The 20,065-nt window shown below is 66.3% G+C and carries 20 protein-coding genes; 4 read left to right on the top strand and 16 right to left on the bottom strand.

Features of this window, described 5'->3' with window-relative positions; translation table 11 throughout:
* Positions 1-200: 200 nt before the first annotated feature.
* On the top strand, positions 201-1,115 hold the full coding sequence (gene panB, locus FBY36_RS17065) for a 3-methyl-2-oxobutanoate hydroxymethyltransferase (protein WP_142121316.1): 915 nt from the start codon (positions 201-203) through the stop codon (positions 1,113-1,115).
* A 174-nt stretch (positions 1,116-1,289) separates the two neighbouring features.
* Here the strand turns inward: panB and FBY36_RS17060 are convergent, their stop codons facing one another.
* Complete coding sequence (locus tag FBY36_RS17060; protein WP_142030946.1) at positions 1,290-1,457, bottom strand: SPOR domain-containing protein; 168 nt, start codon at positions 1,455-1,457, stop codon at positions 1,290-1,292.
* A gap of 120 nt (positions 1,458-1,577) precedes the next feature.
* On the opposite strand from FBY36_RS17060, the gene map reads away from it, so the two are divergent.
* Both map and ppgK read left to right on the top strand, forming a co-directional pair.
* A complete protein-coding gene (gene map / locus FBY36_RS17055) occupies positions 1,578-2,456 on the top strand; it encodes a type I methionyl aminopeptidase (protein WP_142121314.1) in 879 nt (292 codons plus the stop codon).
* A gap of 109 nt (positions 2,457-2,565) precedes the next feature.
* Positions 2,566-3,369 carry a polyphosphate--glucose phosphotransferase gene (ppgK, locus tag FBY36_RS17050; RefSeq protein WP_142030944.1) on the top strand — a complete coding sequence of 268 codons (804 nt, stop codon included), beginning with the start codon at positions 2,566-2,568 and terminating at the stop codon, positions 3,367-3,369.
* 52 nt (positions 3,370-3,421) lie between these two features.
* Here the strand turns inward: ppgK and nrdR are convergent, their stop codons facing one another.
* The 3 genes from nrdR to FBY36_RS17035 form a co-directional block, all read right to left on the bottom strand.
* Entirely contained in the window at positions 3,422-3,925 is a 504-nt protein-coding gene (gene nrdR / locus FBY36_RS17045) for a transcriptional regulator NrdR (protein WP_142121312.1), read from the bottom strand.
* Positions 3,926-4,068: 143 nt separating this feature from the next.
* On the bottom strand, positions 4,069-5,436 hold the full coding sequence (gene hisD / locus FBY36_RS17040) for a histidinol dehydrogenase (protein ID WP_142121310.1): 1,368 nt from the start codon (positions 5,434-5,436) through the stop codon (positions 4,069-4,071).
* Between the two features lie 4 nt (positions 5,437-5,440).
* A complete protein-coding gene (locus tag FBY36_RS17035) occupies positions 5,441-5,971 on the bottom strand; it encodes a hypothetical protein (RefSeq protein ID WP_142121308.1) in 531 nt (176 codons plus the stop codon).
* 128 nt (positions 5,972-6,099) lie between these two features.
* Here FBY36_RS17035 and FBY36_RS17030 point away from each other — a divergent pair, with 128 nt between their 5' ends.
* On the top strand, positions 6,100-6,600 hold the full coding sequence (locus FBY36_RS17030; RefSeq protein WP_142121306.1) for a flavin reductase family protein: 501 nt from the start codon (positions 6,100-6,102) through the stop codon (positions 6,598-6,600).
* Between the two features lie 89 nt (positions 6,601-6,689).
* Here the strand turns inward: FBY36_RS17030 and dnaE are convergent, their stop codons facing one another.
* The 12 genes from dnaE to murG all read right to left on the bottom strand — a co-directional run bounded on the left by dnaE (position 6,690) and on the right by murG (position 20,061).
* Entirely contained in the window at positions 6,690-10,250 is a 3,561-nt protein-coding gene (dnaE, locus tag FBY36_RS17025) for a DNA polymerase III subunit alpha (protein ID WP_142121304.1), read from the bottom strand.
* 49 nt (positions 10,251-10,299) lie between these two features.
* Positions 10,300-11,226 (bottom strand): RluA family pseudouridine synthase, encoded by a 927-nt coding sequence (locus tag FBY36_RS17020; RefSeq protein ID WP_142121302.1) that lies wholly within the window; start codon positions 11,224-11,226, stop codon positions 10,300-10,302.
* Positions 11,219-11,791, bottom strand: a complete 573-nt coding sequence (gene lspA / locus FBY36_RS17015) for a signal peptidase II (protein ID WP_142121300.1) — start codon at positions 11,789-11,791, stop codon at positions 11,219-11,221. The genes FBY36_RS17020 and lspA overlap by 8 nt, the downstream gene beginning before the upstream one ends.
* A gap of 94 nt (positions 11,792-11,885) precedes the next feature.
* Positions 11,886-12,572, bottom strand: a complete 687-nt coding sequence (locus tag FBY36_RS17010) for a DivIVA domain-containing protein (RefSeq protein ID WP_056331667.1) — start codon at positions 12,570-12,572, stop codon at positions 11,886-11,888.
* A gap of 174 nt (positions 12,573-12,746) precedes the next feature.
* Positions 12,747-13,034: a YggT family protein gene (locus FBY36_RS17005; RefSeq protein WP_142121298.1), complete on the bottom strand. Its 288-nt coding sequence runs from the start codon at positions 13,032-13,034 to the stop codon at positions 12,747-12,749.
* 135 nt (positions 13,035-13,169) lie between these two features.
* Positions 13,170-13,700 (bottom strand): cell division protein SepF, encoded by a 531-nt coding sequence (locus FBY36_RS17000; RefSeq protein ID WP_142121297.1) that lies wholly within the window; start codon positions 13,698-13,700, stop codon positions 13,170-13,172.
* Positions 13,701-13,790: 90 nt separating this feature from the next.
* Positions 13,791-14,543, bottom strand: coding sequence for a YggS family pyridoxal phosphate-dependent enzyme (locus FBY36_RS16995; RefSeq protein ID WP_142121295.1), 753 nt, complete (start codon positions 14,541-14,543; stop codon positions 13,791-13,793).
* Positions 14,536-15,225 (bottom strand): polyphenol oxidase family protein, encoded by a 690-nt coding sequence (locus tag FBY36_RS16990; protein WP_142121293.1) that lies wholly within the window; start codon positions 15,223-15,225, stop codon positions 14,536-14,538. Before FBY36_RS16990 ends, FBY36_RS16995 begins: the two co-directional genes overlap by 8 nt.
* Before the next feature lie 8 nt (positions 15,226-15,233).
* Complete coding sequence (ftsZ, locus tag FBY36_RS16985; RefSeq protein WP_142121291.1) at positions 15,234-16,487, bottom strand: cell division protein FtsZ; 1,254 nt, start codon at positions 16,485-16,487, stop codon at positions 15,234-15,236.
* Between the two features lie 184 nt (positions 16,488-16,671).
* Entirely contained in the window at positions 16,672-17,595 is a 924-nt protein-coding gene (locus FBY36_RS16980) for an FtsQ-type POTRA domain-containing protein (RefSeq protein WP_200830524.1), read from the bottom strand.
* Positions 17,588-18,964: a UDP-N-acetylmuramate--L-alanine ligase gene (gene murC / locus FBY36_RS16975; protein WP_142121289.1), complete on the bottom strand. Its 1,377-nt coding sequence runs from the start codon at positions 18,962-18,964 to the stop codon at positions 17,588-17,590. The genes FBY36_RS16980 and murC overlap by 8 nt, the downstream gene beginning before the upstream one ends.
* Positions 18,961-20,061, bottom strand: coding sequence for an undecaprenyldiphospho-muramoylpentapeptide beta-N-acetylglucosaminyltransferase (gene murG, locus FBY36_RS16970; protein ID WP_142121287.1), 1,101 nt, complete (start codon positions 20,059-20,061; stop codon positions 18,961-18,963). Before murG ends, murC begins: the two co-directional genes overlap by 4 nt.
* Positions 20,062-20,065 lie beyond the last annotated feature (4 nt).

The following is a 20,065-nucleotide window of genomic DNA, read 5'->3' as shown; positions in this document are numbered from 1 at the left end:
TGTACTAATCATTCGGCACCGATGCTTGAGCAAGGGCCCTGCGTAACACAGCATTAACGTGGCAGGCAGCCCAGGCCGCGCCCGGCGCGGTTTCCACCGCCCGCTGGCATGGGTCCCTGCAGGCCGCTGAGACGCTAATCACCTTTGTCCCGCCTTGCACGCGGTAGCTAGGACAGCGGATGGCGCACTACGCTCATCCCATGGCCTCCAGCAACAGCTCCGACTCCAGCGCGTCCGCAGAAGTACCCGCCCCGTACGGCAGCGGCCCCAGCACACCGGCTGCGGCTCCGGCCCGGGCTGCGGCTCCGGCTGAACGGAAGCCGGCAAAGGTCCGCATCCACCACCTGCAGCAGGCCAAGCGCGATGGCACCAGGTTCGCCATGCTCACTGCCTACGAGCAGTACACGGCCGAGATTTTCGACGCCGCCGGCATCGAGGTGCTGCTGGTGGGCGATTCGGCCTCGAACAACGTCTTTGGCAACGAGACCAGCCTTCCGGTGACCGTGGACGAACTGCTCCCCCTGTGCCGGGCTGTCGCCAGGTCCGCCAAGCGTGCCCTGGTGGTGGCGGACCTTCCCTTCGGCAGCTACGAGGTCAGCGCGGAACAGGCCGTGGGCGCCGGCGTCCGCTTCCTGAAGGAAGGGCTGGCCCACGCCGTGAAGATCGAGGGCGGGAAGTACTATGCGCCGACAGTCCGGGCGATGGTGCAGGCAGGCATTCCGGTCATGGCGCACATCGGCTTCACGCCCCAAAGCGAACACGCCCTGGGCGGTTACCGCGTCCAGGGCCGCGGCGACGACGCCCAGCGGTTGATTGACGACGCCGTTGCGCTGGCGGACGCCGGAGCGTTCTGCGTGCTGATGGAAATGGTGCCTGCGGAGACGGCGGCGGCGGTTGATGCTGCGGTCAGTGTCCCCACGGTGGGCATCGGCGCCGGCAAAGCGACCACCGGCCAGGTCCTTGTCTGGCAGGACATGGCAGGTTTGCGGGGCGGCCGGATGGCCAAGTTCGTCAAGCAGTACGCGGACCTGCGGACCACCTTGCTCGACGCCGCCACGGCCTATGGTGAGGACGTCAGGTCCGGCCAGTTCCCCGGCCAGGAACATACCTTCTAACCTTTTTCATCGTCCCGAGAGCCCTGGAACAGGCGACCTGCCGGCAGCCGCGCGCACCTGGACGGCGTTTTGGCGGTATTCCGGAAGCGGACGTCAAGGTGAGGCCGCCAGCGGCCGAGGCAGTCCGCGGAGGAATGCCGCCAAAACGGCCTGGCGCTTTGCCCAATAATGCCGTCAGTCGTCGTCGTCCTGCTTTTCCCAGGCCTCGTTGCGCGCCTTGACCTTCTCCAGGGCATGTTCGGCTTCCGCCCGGGTCTTGTACGGCCCAATGAGCTGGCTCCAGTCCGACAGCCGGTCCTCTTCCACCTCGTGGGTCTTGATGTTGAACCAGTACTCAGTCATCGTTGCTCCTCGTTCCGGCGACAGGGAAAACCGGGTGATGCACGTAACACAAACCTTTACGTGTGTCCTCCGCCGCTTGTCGGTTGTTGGGCGTTCTGTGGTGCCTTATATGATCAATCTATGCCTTCCCTTGCCTCGACTGCACCCATTGGCACCCTCACCCCGGGTACCCTGAGTCCGCAGCGTCCCGTCCCGGCGTCCATCCCCCGTCCGGAGTACGTGGGCAAGCCCGCGCCCGCAAAATTCACCGGTTCCGAGGTCAAGTCCGCGGAGACCATCGAGAAGATCCGGATCGCCGGAAAGATCGCGGCGCAGGCCATCGTCGAGGTGGGCAAGCACATCCAGCCGGGCGTCACCACTGACGAACTGGACAGGGTGGGCCACGAGTTCCTGCTGGACCACCAGGCCTACCCGTCCACACTCGGGTACCGCGGATTCCCCAAATCGCTGTGCTCCTCGTTGAACGAGGTCATCTGCCATGGCATCCCGGACAGCACGGTGGTCCAGGACGGCGACATCCTGAACATCGACATCACGGCCTACATCAACGGCGTCCACGGAGACACCAACTACACCTTCCTGGTGGGGGACGTGGACGAGGAATCCCGGCTGCTGGTGGAACGCACCCGGGAGTCGCTGAACCGGGCCATCAAGGCGGTGGCGCCGGGACGGGAAATCAACGTCATTGGACGGGCCATCCAGTCCTATGCCAAGCGGTTCGGGTACGGCGTGGTGCGTGACTTCACGGGCCACGGCGTTGGTGAAGCGTTCCACACGGGGCTGATCATCCCGCACTATGATGCCGCCCCTGCCTACAACACGGTCATTGAGGCCGGGATGGTGTTCACCATCGAACCGATGCTCACGCTCGGCACCGTGGATTGGGACATGTGGAGCGACGACTGGACGGTGGTGACCCGGGACCACCGTCGCACCGCCCAGTTCGAACACACCCTGCTGGTCACCGAGACCGGCGCCGAGATCCTCACCCTCCCGTAGCCCGTCCCATGCCCGCTCAGGGCATGCTGCCGGCGAAGACCGGACACCTGTTACTGGCCGCCGAAAGCGGCCCCTTTTCCTGCCCGCCCCTGTCACGAACGGAATCCCATTGGCCAAGAAGGACGAAAAACCGCACAAGAACGCACCCCTGATCGGCATCGACATCGGTGGTACGGGGATCAAGGGCGGCATTGTCGACCTGAAGAAGGGCAAGCTCCTGGGTGACCGCTTCCGCGTGCCCACCCCCCAGCCTGCCACCCCTGAGGCCGTCGCCGAGGCGGTGGCCCTGGTGGTGGCCGAGCTTTCGGCACGCCCCGAGGCACCGGAAGCCGGCTCCCCCGTGGGCGTGACCTTCCCGGGGATCATCCAGCACGGCGTGGTCCACTCGGCCGCCAACGTGGACAAGAGCTGGCTGGACACCGACATCGACGCTCTCCTCACCGCAAAACTGGGCCGTCCCGTAGAGGTCATCAACGACGCCGACGCAGCCGGCCTGGCCGAGGCCCGCTACGGTGCCGGCGCCGGCGTCTCCGGGACCGTCCTGGTCATCACCCTCGGCACCGGCATCGGTTCCGCCTTCATCTTCGACGGCAAGCTGGTTCCCAATGCTGAACTGGGCCACCTGGAGATTGACGGTTTCGACGCCGAATCGAAGGCGTCCGCCGTGGCACGGGAGCGGGACGGGTTGTCCTGGGACGAGTACAGCGTGCTGCTGCAGCGCTACTTCTCCCACGTGGAGTTTCTGTTCTCGCCGGAACTGTTCATTGTGGGCGGCGGGATCTCCAAGCGCGCGGATGAGTACCTGCCCAACCTCAAGCTGCGCACCCCGATTGTGCCGGCCGTCCTGCGCAACGAGGCAGGGATTGTGGGCGCCGCACTGGAAATCGCCCTGAAGCACAAGCTGGCCAAGTAGGCAGTGGTGCCGGTGGCGGCTGCGGCTTCCCCTCCGCTGCCGCCACCGGAGTCTAGAGGGGGCTCTTCTCGGAGCTCTTGGCGCTGGGGGCCGCGCCCTTGGCGTCTTCCTCGGCCTCGTGGCGGAGCAGGGCGATGGCGGTTTCAAAATCCTCAAGGGACTCGAACGCCTGGTACACGCTGGCAAAGCGCAGGTACGCCACCTTGTCGAGCTTCTGCAGCGGCCCCAGGATCACCAGGCCCACCTCGTGGGCATCGATTTCGGCTGCGCCGGAGGACCGGATCTGTTCTTCCACTTCCTGGGCCAGCATGGCGAGGTCGTCCTCACTCACCGGCCGGCCCTGGCAGGCCTTGCGCACCCCGTTGATGACCTTGCTGCGGCTGAAGGGCTCGCCCACGCCGGACCGCTTGATCACGGAGAGGCTGGTGGTTTCCACCGTTGTGAACCGGCGGCCGCATTCAGGGCACTGCCGGCGCCTGCGGATGGCTGAGCCGTCATCAGCCATGCGGCTGTCCACCACGCGGGAATCGGGGTTGCGGCAGAACGGGCAGTACATGGCGTTCCCCCTTTTCGCTTGTGGCGTGCAACGTCGTTGGAGGCCATCAGCACCGCCGGGGGGCAATGCTGTGGCGCCTCCCAGTTTACGGGCACATGTGGGGTAATAACAATCCTGTAATTACTACATGTAGTGGTACGAATTCAGCCGGGGAACCGGACCGTAACTGCGTCGCCGTGGGCCGGAAGGTCCTCGGCCCGGGACAGGCTCACGATGTGTCCGCTGACCGCTGCCAGGGCGTCACGGCTGTAATTGACCACCTGGATGGCGCGCAGGAAAGTGGTGACGTTCAGCCCCGATGAAAAAGCAGCGGTGCCGCTGGTGGGCAGCACGTGGTTGGAGCCGGCGCAGTAGTCTCCAAGGCTCACGGGGCTGTAGTCGCCGACGAAGATGGCGCCCGCGTTCCGGATCCGCGCAGCCACCGCCGCAGCATCCCGGGTCATAATTTCCAGGTGCTCGGCCGCGTAGGCGTCGCAGGCAGCGATCCCCTGCTCCAGATTGTCCACCAGCACGACGCCGGACTGCGGGCCGGACAGCGCCTCCTGGACCCTCGCCGAGTGCTTGGTCGCGGCGGCCTGCAGTTCCAGTTCGGCGCGTACGGCCGCGGCCAGCTCTTCCGAGTCCGTGATCAGGACCGAGGCGGCCTTGGGGTCGTGCTCGGCCTGGCTGAGCAGGTCGGCGGCCACCAGTGCCGGCTGCGCGGAGTCATCGGCCAGGATGGCAATCTCGGTGGTTCCCGCCTCGGAGTCGATTCCCACCACACCCTTGACCAGCCGCTTGGCCGTGGCCACGAAAATGTTCCCGGGCCCCGTCACCACGTCCACGGGCTCAAGCGAAGGACCGGACGGCGAGGCTTCGACCCCGTACGCGAAGGCGGCGATGGCCTGGGCGCCGCCGATGGCATAGACCTCGGTGATGCCCAGCAGCGCTGCTGCCGCAAGGATGGTGGGGTGCGGCAGGCCGCCGAACTCCTTTTGCGGCGGCGAGGCCAGGGCAATGGACACCACGCCTGCCGCCAGTGCGGGCACAACGTTCATGACCACCGATGACGGGTAGACGGCAAGGCCGCCGGGAACGTACAGCCCCACGCGGGCCACGGGCACCCAGTTCTGGCTGACCACTGCGCCGTCGCCCAGTTCGACGTCCACATTGCGGGGGCGCTGGGCGTCGGCGAATTTCCGTGCCCGGCTGATGGATTCCTCCAGGGCGGCCCGCACCGCCGGGTCCAACTGGTCCAGCGCTGCCTCAATCGCATCCGCGGGGACCAGCGGGTGGTCCTGCGCTGCGCCGTCGAACCGTTCCGCCAGCTCCGCCAGGGCCGCGAAGCCGCGCTGCCGGACGGCGGAGATGATCTCCAGCACCTTTGCCTCGGCGTCTGCCACTGTCTGGCCCTTGGCGCGGGGCACGGCGGCGCGCAGCGCGGCAAGCGTCAGGTTGCGGCCACGAAGGTCGACGGTACGGAAATCGACGGCGGCGGCAGCAGGGGCGGGAAACTCCGGGAAAGTGGTCACGGGACTATTTTACGGGGCTGTTCCCGCCTGCCCGTTCAGCCGCCTCCACCTGCGGCTTCCTGCCCGCCCCTCCCACCAGCTCCAGCACGAAGACCGACACGGCCGTGGCGGCAGGCCCCAGCAGCAGCACCGGCCAGGCCCGGAGGGAAAAGGCAATGCTGGCGTTCGCCGAGGCGTCGACAGCAGGACCAAACAGCCGGGCTGCCAGGATCCCTGTCCCCCACGCGAAGATGCTGCCTGCCAGGGCCCCGGCAAGGCCGGCCAGCAGGGCCACCTGCGGGTCCCGGCGTTTGCCGTCCGCCAGGAACACGGCCAGCAGGCAGCCGGCCAGCACCAGGATCCCGGCGAGGGTGAGGTCGCGTGGCAGCCACACCAGCGGAACAGTGCCTGATGCCAGGGCCGGATCCCGCGTCATCAGGTTCAATCCGCCCGGCGCCAGGAGCCACCAGAGGATGCCTGCCGGAATCCCGGAAACCGCGGGGACCAGCAGCAGGGACCAGGGCAGCCGCCTGGCAGGGCGGGCGGAGGTTGTCATGCAACACACCTTAACAAAGGTTCCTGGCAGGGCCTCCGGCAGGGGTGTTGCCGCTGCCGGTTTTCCCGCCGCAGTCGAGGGCCAATACGCTTGGAGAAAGAGTTACACCACTTAGTGCAGGAGTTCCGGTGACCGACAACAGCGAGCCGTTCGAGCAGACGTTCAGGGAGATGTTCCGCCGCCACGCCGCGGGCGTTGCCATCATCACCGTGAACTACCAGGACGAGCCCTACGGGTTTACCGCCACGTCGGTGGCGTCGCTGTCCGCCAAGCCGCCCCGGTTCACGTTCAACATGGCACGCAGTTCCAGGTCCTGGCCCGCCGTGGCCAACACCCAGTACCTGGGCGTCCACATGCTGGGGCTGGAGAACCAGGAACTGGCCGCGCGCTTTGCCCGCCCGGGCAACCGCTTCGAAGGCAACCACTGGGAGATCGGGCCGCACGGGGTACCCATCCTGAAGGACGTTGCCGGCTGGCTGGTCGGTGAGGTGCAGATGCGCCTGTCCTTCGAGAACAACGCTGTGGTGGTGGTCCAGGTGGTGGACGGCCAGGTGGGCGGCGAGGGATCGCCCCTGCTGTACCACGGCGGCGCCTACGGGCAGCCCGTGCCGCTGGACTACGAGATCTAGCCCCTGCTGCTCGAGCGGCACCAAGGGGCGGACGACGGCGGGAGGTGCTTCCCGCCGTCGTCCGCCCCTTTGATTGACGTCAGGCCGTCCTAGGCGTCCAGGCAGGCAGGGCCCAGCAGGACCTTGAGGTCGCCGAACAGCGACGGGCTGGGGTTCACCCGGAGGTGGACCGGCAGGCCCATGATCTCCGTGCGGGTATCGCCCTGCAGGTGCAGCCGTACCTCGGAGTTGCCCCGGTGGGTGCGCAGTACGTCGCCCAGCTCGGTGACCACGGCCTCGGTGGCCTTGTGGGTGGGCATGGTGATCACCAGGGGTCCGTTCAGCCCTTCGCTCAGGTCCGGGACGGACAGCTCCATGCAGTTCAGGGTGATGGCGCCGTCGTCGCGCTTCTGCAGGCGGCCCTTGACCACCACGATCAGGTCCTCGGCAAGGACCGATGCGATCGGCCCGTAAACCTGACCGAAGAACATGACCTCGATCGAACCGCCCAGGTCCTCTACCTCCGCCCGGGCGTACGCGTTGCCGCTTGCTTTGGCAATGCGCCGGCTCAGCGACGTGATCATCCCGGCGATGGTGATGATGGCCCCGTCCTGCGGCCCGTCCTCGCCCAGGATGGTGGTGATGCTCATCTCGGCATGCTGGGCGAGGAGGCCCTCCAGGCCCTGCAGCGGGTGGTCCGACACGTAGAGGCCCAGCATGTCCCGCTCGAAGGAAAGCTTGTCCTTCTTCTCCCATTCGGGCAGGTCCGGGATCTCGATGCTCAGTGAGGACGATTCCGCGCCGGCGTCCTCGAAGCCGGCGAAGAGGTCGAACTGGCCAATGGCTTCATTGCGTTTGAGGGTGATGACGGAGTCGATGGCCTCTTCATGGATCATCGCCAGGGCGCGGCGGTGGTGGCCCAGAGAGTCGAACGCGCCGGACTTGATGAGGGACTCGATGGTCCGCTTGTTGCAAACCACGGCCGGAACCTTCATCAGGTAGTCCTTGAACGAGGTGAAGGCGCCCTCGCTTTCGCGGGCAGCCACCATTGCCTCGACGGCGTTGACGCCCACGTTGCGGATGGCACCCATGCCGAAGCGGATGTCGTTCCCCACCGGGGTGAAGTTCAAGGCGGACTCATTGACGTCCGGCGGAAGCACCGTGATGCCCATGCGCCGGCACTCGTTGAGGTAGATGGCGGACTTGTCCTTGTCATCACCCACCGAGGTCAGCAGCGCCGCCATGTACTCCGGCGCGTAGTGCGCCTTGAGGTAGGCGGTCCAGTAGGAGATGACGCCGTACGCGGCCGAGTGGGCCTTGTTGAAGGCGTAGTCGGAGAACGGCAGCAGGATGTCCCACAGGGTTTTGACGGCTTCCATGGAGTAGCCGTTGTCCTGCATGCCCTGGGAGAAGCCCGCGAACTGCTTGTCCAGCTCGGACTTCTTCTTCTTGCCCATGGCGCGGCGGAGGATATCTGCCTGGCCCAGCGAGTAGCCGGCCAGCTTCTGCGCCACGGCCATGACCTGCTCCTGGTACACAATCAGGCCATAGGTTCCACCGAGGATCTCCTTGAGGGGTTCCTCCAGTTCCGGATGGATCGGGATCACTTCCTGGATCCCGTTCTTGCGCAGCGCGTAGTCCGTGTGGGCGTTGGCGCCCATGGGGCCGGGACGGTACAGCGCCAGCACGGCGGAGATGTCTTCGAAGTTGTCAGGCTTCATGAGCTTGAGCAGCGACCGCATGGGACCGCCGTCGAGCTGGAAGACACCCAGGGTGTCACCGCGGGCCAGGAGTTCATAGGACGGGGCGTCGTCGAGCTCAAGGTTTTCCAGGTCCAGGTCGATGCCGCGGTTCATCTTGATGTTCTCAAGGGCATCGGAAATGATCGTCAGGTTTCGCAGGCCCAGGAAGTCCATCTTGATCAGGCCAAGGCCCTCGGACGTGGGGTAATCGAACTGGGTGATCACCTGGCCGTCCTGGAACCGGCGCATGATGGGGATGACGTCGATGATGGGGTCCGAGGACATGATCACGCCGGCGGCGTGCACGCCCCACTGGCGCTTCAGGCCTTCGATGCCCAGGGCCGTCTCGAAGACCTTGGCGGCCTCCGGGTCGGTGGCAATCAGCTGCCGGAAGTCGCCGGCCTCGCTGTAGCGCTTGGACTCCGGATTCTGGATGTCAGCCAGGGGAATGTCCTTGGCCATCACGGCCGGCGGCAGGGCCTTGGTCAGCGTCTCGCCCATGCTGAACGGGTAGCCAAGGACGCGGGAGGAGTCCTTGAGGGCCTGCTTGGTCTTGATGGTGCCGTAGGTGACGATCATGGCCACGCGCTCGTCACCGTACTTGCGCGTGACGTAGTCGATGACCTCGGAACGGCGCCGGTCATCGAAGTCGACGTCGAAGTCGGGCATGGAAACGCGGTCCGGGTTGAGGAACCGTTCGAAGATCAGCCCGTGGCGGAGGGGGTCGAGGTCGGTGATGCGCATGGCGTACGCCACCATGGAGCCTGCACCCGAGCCACGCCCGGGGCCCACGCGGATGCCGTTGTTCTTGGCCCAGTTGATGAAGTCGGCAACCACCAGGAAGTAGCCGGGGAAGCCCATGGAGGTGATCACGCCAAGCTCGTAGTCAGCCTGCTTGCGGACCTCGTCCGGAATGCCGCCCGGGTAACGGTACTTCAGGCCCTTGTCCACTTCCTTGACCAGCCAGGAGGTCTCGTCCTCCCCGGGCGGGCAGGGGAACCGGGGCATGAAGTTCGCGTCAGTGTTGAAGGACACCTCACAGCGCTCGGCGATGAGCAGGGTGTTGTCGCACGCCTCCGGGTGGTCCCGGAAGAGTTCGCGCATTTCCTGCGGCGATTTGAGGTAGTAGCCGCTGCCGGAGAACGCGAACCGCGATCCGCCGTTGTCGTAGGTGGGTTCCAGCAGCGTGGAGCCGGACTGGATGGCCAGCAGGGCCTCGTGCGCCTTGGCGTCGTGCTCGTGGGTGTAGTGGAGGTCGTTGGTGGCAACCAGCGGCAGGTTCAGGTCCTTGGCAAGCCGCAGCAGGTCGCCGGTGACCCGCCGTTCAATGTCCAGCCCATGGTCCATCAGTTCGCAGAAGTAGTTTTCCGCGCCGAAGATGTCCCGGAATTCGGCCGCCGCTTCCAGGGCTTCGCGGTACTGGCCGAGCCGCAGCCGGGTCTGGACCTCCCCGGAGGGGCAGCCGGTGGTGGCGATGAGCCCTTCGGAGTAGGTGTTGAGGAGCTCGCGGTCCAGCCGGGGCCACTTGCCGAAGACCGAATCGAGGGAGGCGATGGACGAGGCCCGGAAGAGATTCCGCATGCCCACGTTGTTGTAGCTCAGGAGCGTCATGTGGGTGTAGGAACCACCACCGGAGACATCGTCCTTGCGCTGGGATTCATCGCCCCAGCGGACGCGTTCCTTGTCCGTCCGTGCGGTGCCGGGAGTTACATACGCCTCGACGCCGATGATCGGCTTGATGCCCTTGTCAGTGGCTTTCCGCCAAAAATCGAAGGCGCCGAAGAGGTAGCCGTGGTCCGTTGTGGCGAGGGCCGGCATGCCGAGGCGCTCGGTTTCGTCGAACAGCTCCCCCAGGCGGGCCGCCCCATCCAGCATGGAATATTCGGTGTGGGTGTGCAGGTGGACAAACGAATCATTGCTGGAACTCACCGGACCATTCTAAGCTCTGACGCTTTGCAGCCCTGCCAGCCGGCCCGTGTCAGGCCTGTCCCGATTCCAGTACATCCAGGGCGTAGGCCAGGTCCTGGGGGTAGTCACTGGAGACCGTGACACGCTCCCCCGTCACCGGGTGGTCGAATGCCAGTTCGCGGGCGTGCAGCCACTGCCGGGTAAGTCCCAGGGTGGCGGCAAGGCGGGGGTCGGCGCCGTAGGTCAGGTCGCCGACGCAGGGGTGCCGGAGCGCCGAGAAGTGGACCCGGATCTGGTGTGTGCGGCCGGTCTCCAGGTGGACCTCCACCAGGCTGGCCTTGCCAAAAGCCTCCAGGACTTCGTAATGGGTCACCGAAGGCCGGCCGTCCTCGATGACGGCAAAACGCCAGTCGTGCCCCGGGTGACGTCCGATGGGGGCATCGATGGTCCCGGTCAGGGGATCGGGAAGGCCCTGCACCACAGCGTGGTAGACCTTGTCCACCGTGCGCTCCTTGAAAGCCCGTTTAAGGGCTGTGTAGGCCCGCTCTGACTTGGCGACGACCATCACGCCGGAAGTGCCGACGTCCAGCCGGTGGACAATGCCTGCCCGCTCCGGCGCACCTGACGTCGAGATGCGGTATCCAGCGGCGGCCAGGCCGCCCACCACCGTGGGCCCCACCCAGCCCGGCGACGGGTGGGCTGCCACGCCCACAGGTTTGTCAACGACGACGAAATCGTCGTCATCGAGCAGGATGTTCAGGCCTTCCACAATCTCCTCCACCACTTTCAGCGGGTCCCGCCGTTCCGGGACGGTGACGTCCAGGACGTCCCCGGCCACGAGTTTTGCCGACTTGCCCAATGCCTTGCCCCGGTTCAGGATGTGGCCTTCCGCCAGCAGGGATGCGGCCACGGAGCGGGACACCCCCAAAAGGCCGGCCAGCCCGGCGTCCGCCCGCGTCCCGCCGTACTCTTCGGCCACGACAATGCGCTCAGTCATGGGCGGGCTTTTCCTGCGGTGCGTTCCCCAGCCGCGTTCCGTCCAGGGCGATTCCCCGGATGGTCAGGATGCAGATGATGGCGACGGCGGACACCACCGCGGAGTCGGCGATGTTGAAGATGGCGAAATTGGGCAGCTGGATGAAGTCCACCACGTGGCCCATGCCGAAGGACGGCTCACGGAAGAGCCGGTCGGTGAGGTTGCCAAGGGCGCCGCCCAGCAGCAGGCCCAGGGCGAGGGACCACCAGGCCGAACCCAGCCTGCGTACCTGGAAAAGGATTGCGATGGCCACGGCGGCCATGATGATGGAAAACACCCATGTGACGTTCTCACCGATGGAGAACGCAGCACCGGAATTACGGATGAAGTACCAGTGCAGGAGGGGTGGCAGGACGGGGATCCGCTCCCCCTCCACCATGCTGGAAGTGACCCAGAGTTTAGTCAGCTGGTCCAGGACGTAGGCGAAAACCGCGAACCCGGCGAACAGGGAGAGCAGCACCGCCCGGCGCGGGCGGTGTGAGGGTGGGACAGGGCGTGCCGCATCCGCAGCGAGTTCGTCAGTCATGGTGCTTTCAATTCGTGGAGCTGGGTGTCAATGCCAAAAAGCCGGTGGCCGAGGAATCCTCAGCCACCGGCTTTCAGAATACGTGCTGCCAGACTTAGTTGGCTTCGCTGACTTCCGGGGTAGCCACGGAGCCGCGGGCATCCAGGTCGCGGAGCTGGCCTTCGATGTAGGCCTTCAGGCGTGAACGGTAGTCGCGTTCGAAGCCGCGGAGCTGCTCCACCTTGCGTTCCAGGACCGAGCGCTGCTGCTCCAGGGCGCCGAGGATCTTGCGGGACTTCTCCTGGGCGTCGTTGACGAGGCTGCTGGCTTCGATCTGCGCTTCGGCGATGATCTTGTCCTTCTGCGCCTGGCCGTCGGCGACGTGGCGGTCGTGCATCTGCTGGGCCATGGCCAGCAGGCCGGCGGCGGATTCAGCGGAAGGAGTGGCGACAGCTGCGGGCGCAGCCGGTGCCGCGGCAGCCGGGGCAGCCGGCTGGACGTCCTTCTTCTTGTTGGCTTCGGCAGCCTTCGCCTCGGCCTCTGCCTTCTCGCGGGCTTCGTCCTTGTCGGCCTTGACCGGCGCGGGGACCTTCTCCACCACGGGGGCGGCAGCTGAGCTTGCCGGAACGCTCGAACCTGCTTCGGCGAGCTTCTTGCGGAGCTCGTCGTTTTCCTGGTTCAGGCGGCGGAGTTCAACGACGATTTCGTCCAGGAAGTCGTCAACCTCGTCCTGGTCATAGCCCTCGCGGAACTTGGTGGGCTGAAAGCGCTTGTTGACAACGTCTTCTGGCGTCAAAGCCATCTGGTCACCTCACTGGTCTGGTTAGTCAGTAGGCCTTCCGGCCGTCAAAACTACGGTACCTAAATTTGGTCTGCTTACTCTAATTCAACACTGCGGTGTCAAACGCGAGGTTTCTTCGCTTTACACTAGCCGTTCCGCGGGGGAACACACTGCATTGCCGGTCCGGTGCGTGGATCAGGCAAATCCCCTGGTGACGTTCATCGCGATGCTGACACCGATGAACAGGATCAGGAAACCCAGGTCCAGGGAGATGCCGCCGAGCCGGAGCGGCGGAATCATGCGCCGCAGGCCTTTGAGGGGCGGATCGGTGATGGAGTACACGGCGTGCGCCACGACCAGGGCCGCGCCCCGCGGCCGCCATTCCCTGGCAAACATTTGTACCCAGTCGAACACCAGGCGGATGATCAGGGCGACGAAGAACAGCAGCAGGGCGAGATAGAGAAGTCCGAAAACAATTCCCATGACTTATTTCATATCTCCATATTCGTGCGGCGCTGCCATCGCGGAGGCCGCTGTTGTCCTGCTGGTGTCTTGTCTATTTCAGCACAGATGCCAGACAGGTGTCCCTGCCTGGCATCCGGGTGCGGCTTTTTGTGCTCAGCTTTGGTTGAAGAAGCTGGCCTGCGTGTCGCTGGCCTTCTTGTCGTCACCGATTACTTCGACGTAGGACGGGGAGAGCAGGAAGACCTTGTTGGTCACCCGCTCGATGCTTCCACGGAGGCCGAACACGAGGCCTGCCGAGAAGTCCACCAGCCGCTTGGCATCGGCTTCGCCCATGTCCGTAACGTTCATGATCACCGGAATACCATCCCGGAAACTCTCCCCGATGAGCTTGGCATCGTTGTAGGAGCGCGGGTGGATGGTGGTGATCTGGCGAAGTCCGGTGTTCTCTTCGCGGCTCGAAGCCGCGCGTTTAATGGGGGTCACAGGGGCGCGGTATTCCTCTTCAGGGGCGTAGGACGCCTCGCGGCTGACTTCGCGGACCGGCGCCGGAGCACGGCGTTCCTCGCGGTCAACTTCCATCGGTTCGTCCTCATCCTTACGTGTGGTCTGTTGCTCGGACTCGTAATGCTCATCGCCGTCGGCGAGCCCAAGATAGATCATTGTCTTGCGCAGAGCGCCGGCCATGGTCGACTCCTAATCGTGTCCCGTAAGCGGGCCGCCCAATGATTTGACAGCACTGGAGTCCCCCGCCCATCACTTCCAATAGGTCCGACGCTACCCCACGGCGGGACGGGAACCGAGAATATCCGAACCGATTCGCAGGTGTGTCGCTCCGAACTTGATGGCGGCCTCCAGGTCCTGGCTCATGCCTGCCGAAATGCCTGTCGCCGCGGGATAAGCCGCCACCAGCCGGGTGGAAATCCCGGCGAGCTGCTCGAACGCCGGCTCCGGCGGCGCACCCAGCGGCGCAACTGCCATCACGCCGGCCAGGTTCAGGCCCTCCGCCGCGGCAATCCGCTCCGCCAGGAGCGGCACGTCGGCGGGGTCTGCACCGCCGCGGTGCGTGCCGCCGTCGCCCTCAAGGCTGACCTGGATGAAGCAGTCCAGCGCTGCCCTCCCACTGGCGTCCATCTCATGGGCAACGGCCTTGGCCAGTGCGTCCACGAGCTGCGGCCGGTCCACGGAATGGACTGCGGACGCGTACCTCGCCACGGACTTGGCCTTCTTGGTCTGCAGCTGGCCTACGAAGTGCCAGGTCAGGGTCAGGTCAGCCAGCTCAAGGGCCTTGGCGGCAGCCTCCTGGTCCCGGTTCTCGCCGACGTCCGTCACACCAAGGGCGGCCAGGCGCCGGATATCGTCCGCCGGGTGGAACTTGGTGACCACGATCAGGGTCGGCAGCCGGTCCGCGCGGCCGGCGTCCCCGGCGGCCGCTGCGATCCGCTTCCGCACGGCCGCAAGCCGCCCGGAAAGTTCCGTGCTGCGGGGATCATCCGCATGGCCCTGCCCTGTACTTGCCGGCTCAGTCATGGCACCAGATCAGTCCGGCGAAACGGCCGGTATTCGGATCGCGGCGGTACGAGTAGAGGGTGTCCGTCTCGAGGGTGCAGGCACCGGCGTATTCCACGCCCACGCCGGCAGCCTCGAGCTGGCTCCGTGCACCGGCGGGAAGGTCCAGGGCCGGTGTTCCCCAGGAGGTGGTGCTCCGGGTGGCAGGGACCAGGGCGGCCACCTCATCCTGCAGTGCTGAAGGGACTTCGTAGCAGGACCCGCAGATCGATGGGCCCAGCCAGGCGCGGATCCGGGAGGCGCCAAGGGACACCATGTTCTCCACGGCGGCCGGGAGGACGCCGTTGGCGATGCCGGGACGGCCTGCGTGCACAGCGGCAAGCACTGGCCCGCTTGGGGACTCCCCCGCGAGCAGCACCGGAATGCAGTCCGCCACCATGACGGCCAGGGGAAGACGGCGGGACACCATGGCGTCAGCCTCGGGTGAAGGGGCTTCGGGGCCCATCACGGCCACGGTATTCCCGTGGACCTGGTTCATGAAGCGCAGCGATTGGGGACGCAGGCCGATCGACTCCTCCAGCCGGGCCCGGCGCTGCTGGACCCCGGCTGGATCGTCCCCTACGTGCAGGGCAAGATTTCCCGCGGCCACATCAGTGAACGCGGCCGACACCCCGGGCAGGATGTCGGCGCGCCAATGGAACAATCCGCTGCCTACTTCAGGAAGTCGGGGACATCCAGGTCATCCGGGTGGGTGCCGGTCAGGTCCGGCTCCACGACGGAGGGCAGGTCGACATCGAAGCCTGAGTCGGCGGGGACTGCCGACGGGCGCTGCTGTCCCCAGTTGCTGAGGCCCGCGGCACCGACGCCTGCATGGATCGGCTGGACGTTCTGCTGGTGGTTGCCGTTGCCCTGGTGGCTTCCGTTCTGCGGGTGGGCAGAGGCGGGAGCGGCTGCGGGGGCAGCGGGCCGCTGCGGGGCGGCCTGCGGCTGGGACTGGTCCATGGAGGGCGAGGTGGCCTTGACGTCGTCGAAGCCGGCGGCGATGACCGTGACACGTGCTTCGTCACCGAGGGCATCGTCGATGACGGCACCGAAGATGATGTTCGCCTCGGGGTGGGCCACTTCCTGGACCAGCCGCGCGGCCTCGTTGATCTCGAACAGGCCCAGGTCCGAGCCGCCCTGGATGGACAGCAGCACGCCGTGGGCGCCGTCGATGGATGCTTCCAGCAACGGCGAGGCGATGGCCAGTTCGGCCGCCTTGACGGCGCGGTCTTCACCCCGGGCGGAACCGATGCCCATGAGGGCAGAGCCGGCGCCCTGCATGACGGACTTGACGTCAGCGAAGTCAAGGTTGATCAGGCCGGGCGTGGTGATGAGGTCGGTGATGCCCTGGACACCGGACAGCAGGACCTGGTCCGCGGAGCGGAAGGCGTCGAGGACGGATACGTTGCGGTCGCTGATGGACAGCAAACGGTCGTTGGGGATGACGATGAGGGTGTCCACCTCGTCACGCAGGGCGTCGATGCCGGCCTCTGCGGAACCGGCACGGCGGCGGCCCTCGAACGTGAACGGGCGCGTGACCACGCCGATGGTCAGGGCGCCGAGCGAGCGGGCAATGCGGGCGACGACGGGGGCGCCGCCGGTGCCGGTGCCGCCGCCTTCACCGGCGGTGACGAAGACCATATCTGCGCCGCGCAGGACTTCCTCGATCTCGTCGGCATGGTCCTCGGCAGCCTGCTTGCCCACCTCCGGGTTGGCGCCGGCGCCCAGGCCACGGGTCAGCTCCCGTCCGACGTCGAGCTTCACGTCGGCGTCGCTCATGAGCAGGGCCTGGGCGTCGGTGTTGATGGCGATGAACTCAACACCCCTGAGGCCGACCTCGATCATGCGGTTGACTGCGTTCACGCCACCGCCGCCGATGCCGACGACTTTGATGACGGCCAAGTAATTCTGCGGAGCTGCCACGTTACGTGTCCCTTGTTCGTGTCTTATTGCGAAAACTGATGGAGAGCTTGAAGGCTGAAACCTTAACCTTCGAGTTGAAGGTTATAGTTATGTCAAGTAACTCTTGTCTGTGACGGTATTTCCTCTGGTTCCGACATTCAATAACCGGGTCCGCGTGTCGGATTAATACCGGAAAAGAAAGCGCTCAGCGCGTCACGGGGTGCCGTGGAACACTGACATCGTAGACCCTGACCGGGTTCTTGGGATCCGCCGGAGCCTTGAGGAGCGCTGCCAGGACCTTGGCCTTGAGTTCCTTCTCCGAGGCGTTGCCCCACACGATGGTCTGGCCGTCCACGAGCTTGAGCTCCACGGCGTCCACGGACTGCGCGGACGCGTTGGACAGCTTCGCCAGCACGTCGGCCGGCAGTGCCCCGAGGACTGCGGCGGTGGCGCGGAACAGGTCCTGGCCGATTGCGCCGGCACCGCCGTCGATGACCGGCAGCGAGGCCGACGCCGGATCGTCGGTGGTTGCCAACTGGATGCCGTCGACATCAACCAACTGGTACTGCTCCCCCTGCTTGACCAGCGCCACCGGCACACGCTCGTGCACCGCGACGGCGAGGGTGGACGGCGGCCGGGCCTCCACGGAAACGGACTTGACCTGGATCAGGGAACCCAGGAGCCCGCGGACGTCGTCGTCGCTGATCTGCGGCAGTGGCTTGCCGCGCAGGGGTTCCAGCGCAGCCTGAACCTGGGCAGGCGTGACAAGCCGCGTGCCTGACACCGAAATGTTCTGCATGGCGAGGAGTGGGGAGTAGACGGCGGCCGCCAGCAGCCCGGCAACCAGAAGCAGCACAGTTCCCGCGGCGAGCAGGACCTTTTTCCTGCGGCGCCTGCCTTTGGGCTCCGGGAACGCAAGGACCGTTGCCCCGGCGGGTTTCTGCTCATTCAGCTGTTGCGTGGACACCTGGTCCGGGACGTTGCGGGATGCCGTGATCACGTCACCGCCTCCACCGCCCCCGGGCATGCCGGACGAGTCTGCCGCTGTCTTCGCGCTGTTCCCGGACTGGGTGTCGGGGCGGCTTTTCCCCTTGGCCGGGGAGTAGGTGGGGCGGCGGGAGCTAGGCACTCAGTGCCTCCACAATCCTGGGACCGTAGGCTGTGACGTCACCGGCGCCCACCGTGAGGACAACGTCCCCGTCCGTGGCGGCTCCGGCCAGGGTGCCAACTGCGTCGTCGGCGGAGACGAGCCGTCCGCCCTCCTTCAGGTGGTCGGCGATGAGCTGGCTCGTGACACCGGGGATCGGGTCCTCCCTGGCGGGGTAGATGTCCAGGACCAGGGCGGTATCGGCCAGGTTGAGGGCATCGGCGAACTGCGCGGCAAACTCACGGGTACGCGAAAACAGATGCGGCTGGAACAGGACATGGACCTTGTGGCCGCCTGCCACCGACCGGGCAGCGGTGAGGGCGGCCCGGACTTCCGTGGGGTGGTGGGCGTAGTCGTCGAACACGCGCACCCCCCTTGCTCCGCCTTTCAGTTCAAAGCGGCGGGATGCGCCGGAAAAATGGGCCAGGCCGTCGGCAGCGGCGGCCGCGTCCACACCGAGCTCGAGGGCCACGGCAAAGGCGGCCGCCGCGTTAAGGGCGTTGTGCCGTCCGGGCACCTGCAGCGACAAAGGGAACCGGGCACCGTCTGCCGATATGGCAACCTGTCCCCTGCCGTCGTCGTCAAGCCTGATGTCTGCCGCGTCACTGGTGCCGTACAGGACCACCCGCGTGTTGCCCCGCGCCCTGGTCCGTTCCGCCAGGGCCAGCGCGCCGGCGTCGTCACCGCAGGCCACCAGGAGGCCGTCCGCCGGCAGCAGGGCAGTGAAGCGGTCGAAGGACTCGTAGACGGCTTCAGCGGTGCCGTAGTAATCGAGGTGGTCAGGCTCAACATTGGTGACGACGGCGATGCGGGGCCGGTAGTTCAGGAAGGACCCGTCTGATTCGTCAGCCTCGGCAACGAAGATGCCGGACGTCCCGTGCGCGGCGTTTACGCCAAGCGCAGGAATGTTGGCGCCGACGGCAAAGGACGGATCCAGGCCCGCCGCCCGGAGCAGCACGGTGACCATCGACGTGGTGGTGGACTTGCCATGCGTTCCGGCGACCGTCACCACTGTGTCACCGCCCATGGTGGCGGCCAGGGCCTGGGACCGGTGCAGCACGGGCAGCCCGGCCGCGCGTGCCGCCGCCAGTTCGGGGTTGTCCTCCCGGATGGCTGAGCCTGCAACCACAGTCTGCGCGTCCGCCAGGTTGCCCGCGGAGTAGCCGACGGCAATGCGAGCACCTGCCGCGGCAAGGTCCGCCATGACGGGCAGGTCCTTGGCGTCGGATCCGCTGACCGGGACTCCGCGGGCCACCATGATGCGGGCCACCGCGGACATGCCTACTCCCCCGATGCCGATGAAGTGCACCTTTCCAAGCGATTCCAGGCTGGGAGTGTTCTCGGGGCTCATGCAGTTACCGCTTCCAGGACAAGACCAGCCATGCGCTGGTCGGCATTTCGGACTCCGAGCCGGTAGGACTTGGCTTCCATGGCGGCAAGCCGTGCCTTGTCGGTGATCAGGGGAATCAATTCGCGGTCGACCCACTCCGCCGTGAAGTCCCGGTCGGCCACCAGCAGCGCTCCGCCTGCGGCCACCAGGCCCGCTGCGTTCAGTGCCTGTTCCCCGTTACCGATGGGCAGTGGCACCAGCACCGCGGGGACGCCGACGGCTGCCACCTCGCACACCGTGGCCGCTCCCGACCGTGCCAGGAGCAGGTCCGCAGCAGCATAAGCAAGCTCCATGCCGTCGATGTACTCCACCTGCCGGTAGCCGGCCGCCGCGAGGGGCCGGCCGGCCTGGTCCAGGACTGTCTTGCCGCGGCCGGTGATGTGGAGGGTCTGGATTCCGGCATCGGCAAGGCGGCCAACCGCGGCAGCGATGGTCCGGTTGATGCTCTGCGCGCCGGAGGAACCGCCGGTCACGATCAGGGTTGGCTGGTGGGGATCGAGCCCAAGGGCCTCCCGCGCGGCGCTGCGTGCGGTCTTCCGGTCCAGGCCGGAAATCTCCTTCCTCATGGGCATTCCCACATGCACGGCATTGCGCAGCGGGGTGCCTTCGAAGGCCACGGCAACCCGGCCGTTGAGGAAGGCCCCCACCCGGTTGGCCAACCCGGGACGGGCGTTGGCTTCATGGATGACCATGGGGATGCGGCGCTTCCGTGCCGCCAGGTACATCGGTGTGCAAACGTAGCCGCCGACTCCCACCAGCACATCGGCCTGCGCCCGGTCCAGGATGGCACCGGCCTGCCGGACCGCCCCGGCCAGCCTGGCAGGGAGGCGGAGCAGGTCCGCGGAAGGCTTGCGCGGAAGAGGCACGCGGTCGATCGTGTCCAATTGGAGTCCGGCGGCGGGAACCAGCCGGGTTTCCATCCCCGAGGGCGTTCCAACCGCCAGGATGGATGCACCGGGAGCTTCACTCCTGAGGGCGGCAGCGATGGCGAGCAATGGGCTGATGTGGCCCGCTGTTCCGCCGCCGGCCAGGACGATGGAGGGTTGTGTCGGAGTCATCTGG

Source organism: Arthrobacter sp. SLBN-122 (assembly GCF_006715165.1).
In the GTDB taxonomy this organism is placed as follows: Bacteria; Actinomycetota; Actinomycetes; order Actinomycetales; family Micrococcaceae; genus Arthrobacter.
The sequence above is the reverse complement of the archived record's forward strand: the minus strand, read 5'-3'. Positions and strand labels throughout refer to the sequence as shown.

What these genes read in the sequence shown, in the direction of transcription:
- panB (WP_142121316.1), top strand. Translation starts at nt 201, where the DNA reads ATGGCCTCCAGCAACAGCTCCGACTCCAGCGCGTCCGCAGAAGTACCC.
- FBY36_RS17060 (WP_142030946.1), bottom strand. Translation starts at nt 1,457, where the DNA reads ATGACTGAGTACTGGTTCAACATCAAGACCCACGAGGTGGAAGAGGAC.
- map (WP_142121314.1), top strand. Translation starts at nt 1,578, where the DNA reads ATGCCTTCCCTTGCCTCGACTGCACCCATTGGCACCCTCACCCCGGGT.
- nrdR (WP_142121312.1), bottom strand. Translation starts at nt 3,925, where the DNA reads ATGTACTGCCCGTTCTGCCGCAACCCCGATTCCCGCGTGGTGGACAGC.
- FBY36_RS17035 (WP_142121308.1), bottom strand. Translation starts at nt 5,971, where the DNA reads ATGACAACCTCCGCCCGCCCTGCCAGGCGGCTGCCCTGGTCCCTGCTG.
- FBY36_RS17020 (WP_142121302.1), bottom strand. Translation starts at nt 11,226, where the DNA reads ATGACTGAGCGCATTGTCGTGGCCGAAGAGTACGGCGGGACGCGGGCG.
- lspA (WP_142121300.1), bottom strand. Translation starts at nt 11,791, where the DNA reads ATGACTGACGAACTCGCTGCGGATGCGGCACGCCCTGTCCCACCCTCA.
- FBY36_RS17010 (WP_056331667.1), bottom strand. Translation starts at nt 12,572, where the DNA reads ATGGCTTTGACGCCAGAAGACGTTGTCAACAAGCGCTTTCAGCCCACC.
- FBY36_RS17005 (WP_142121298.1), bottom strand. Translation starts at nt 13,034, where the DNA reads ATGGGAATTGTTTTCGGACTTCTCTATCTCGCCCTGCTGCTGTTCTTC.
- FBY36_RS17000 (WP_142121297.1), bottom strand. Translation starts at nt 13,700, where the DNA reads ATGGCCGGCGCTCTGCGCAAGACAATGATCTATCTTGGGCTCGCCGAC.
- FBY36_RS16995 (WP_142121295.1), bottom strand. Translation starts at nt 14,543, where the DNA reads ATGACTGAGCCGGCAAGTACAGGGCAGGGCCATGCGGATGATCCCCGC.
- murC (WP_142121289.1), bottom strand. Translation starts at nt 18,964, where the DNA reads ATGAGCCCCGAGAACACTCCCAGCCTGGAATCGCTTGGAAAGGTGCAC.
- murG (WP_142121287.1), bottom strand. Translation starts at nt 20,061, where the DNA reads ATGACTCCGACACAACCCTCCATCGTCCTGGCCGGCGGCGGAACAGCG.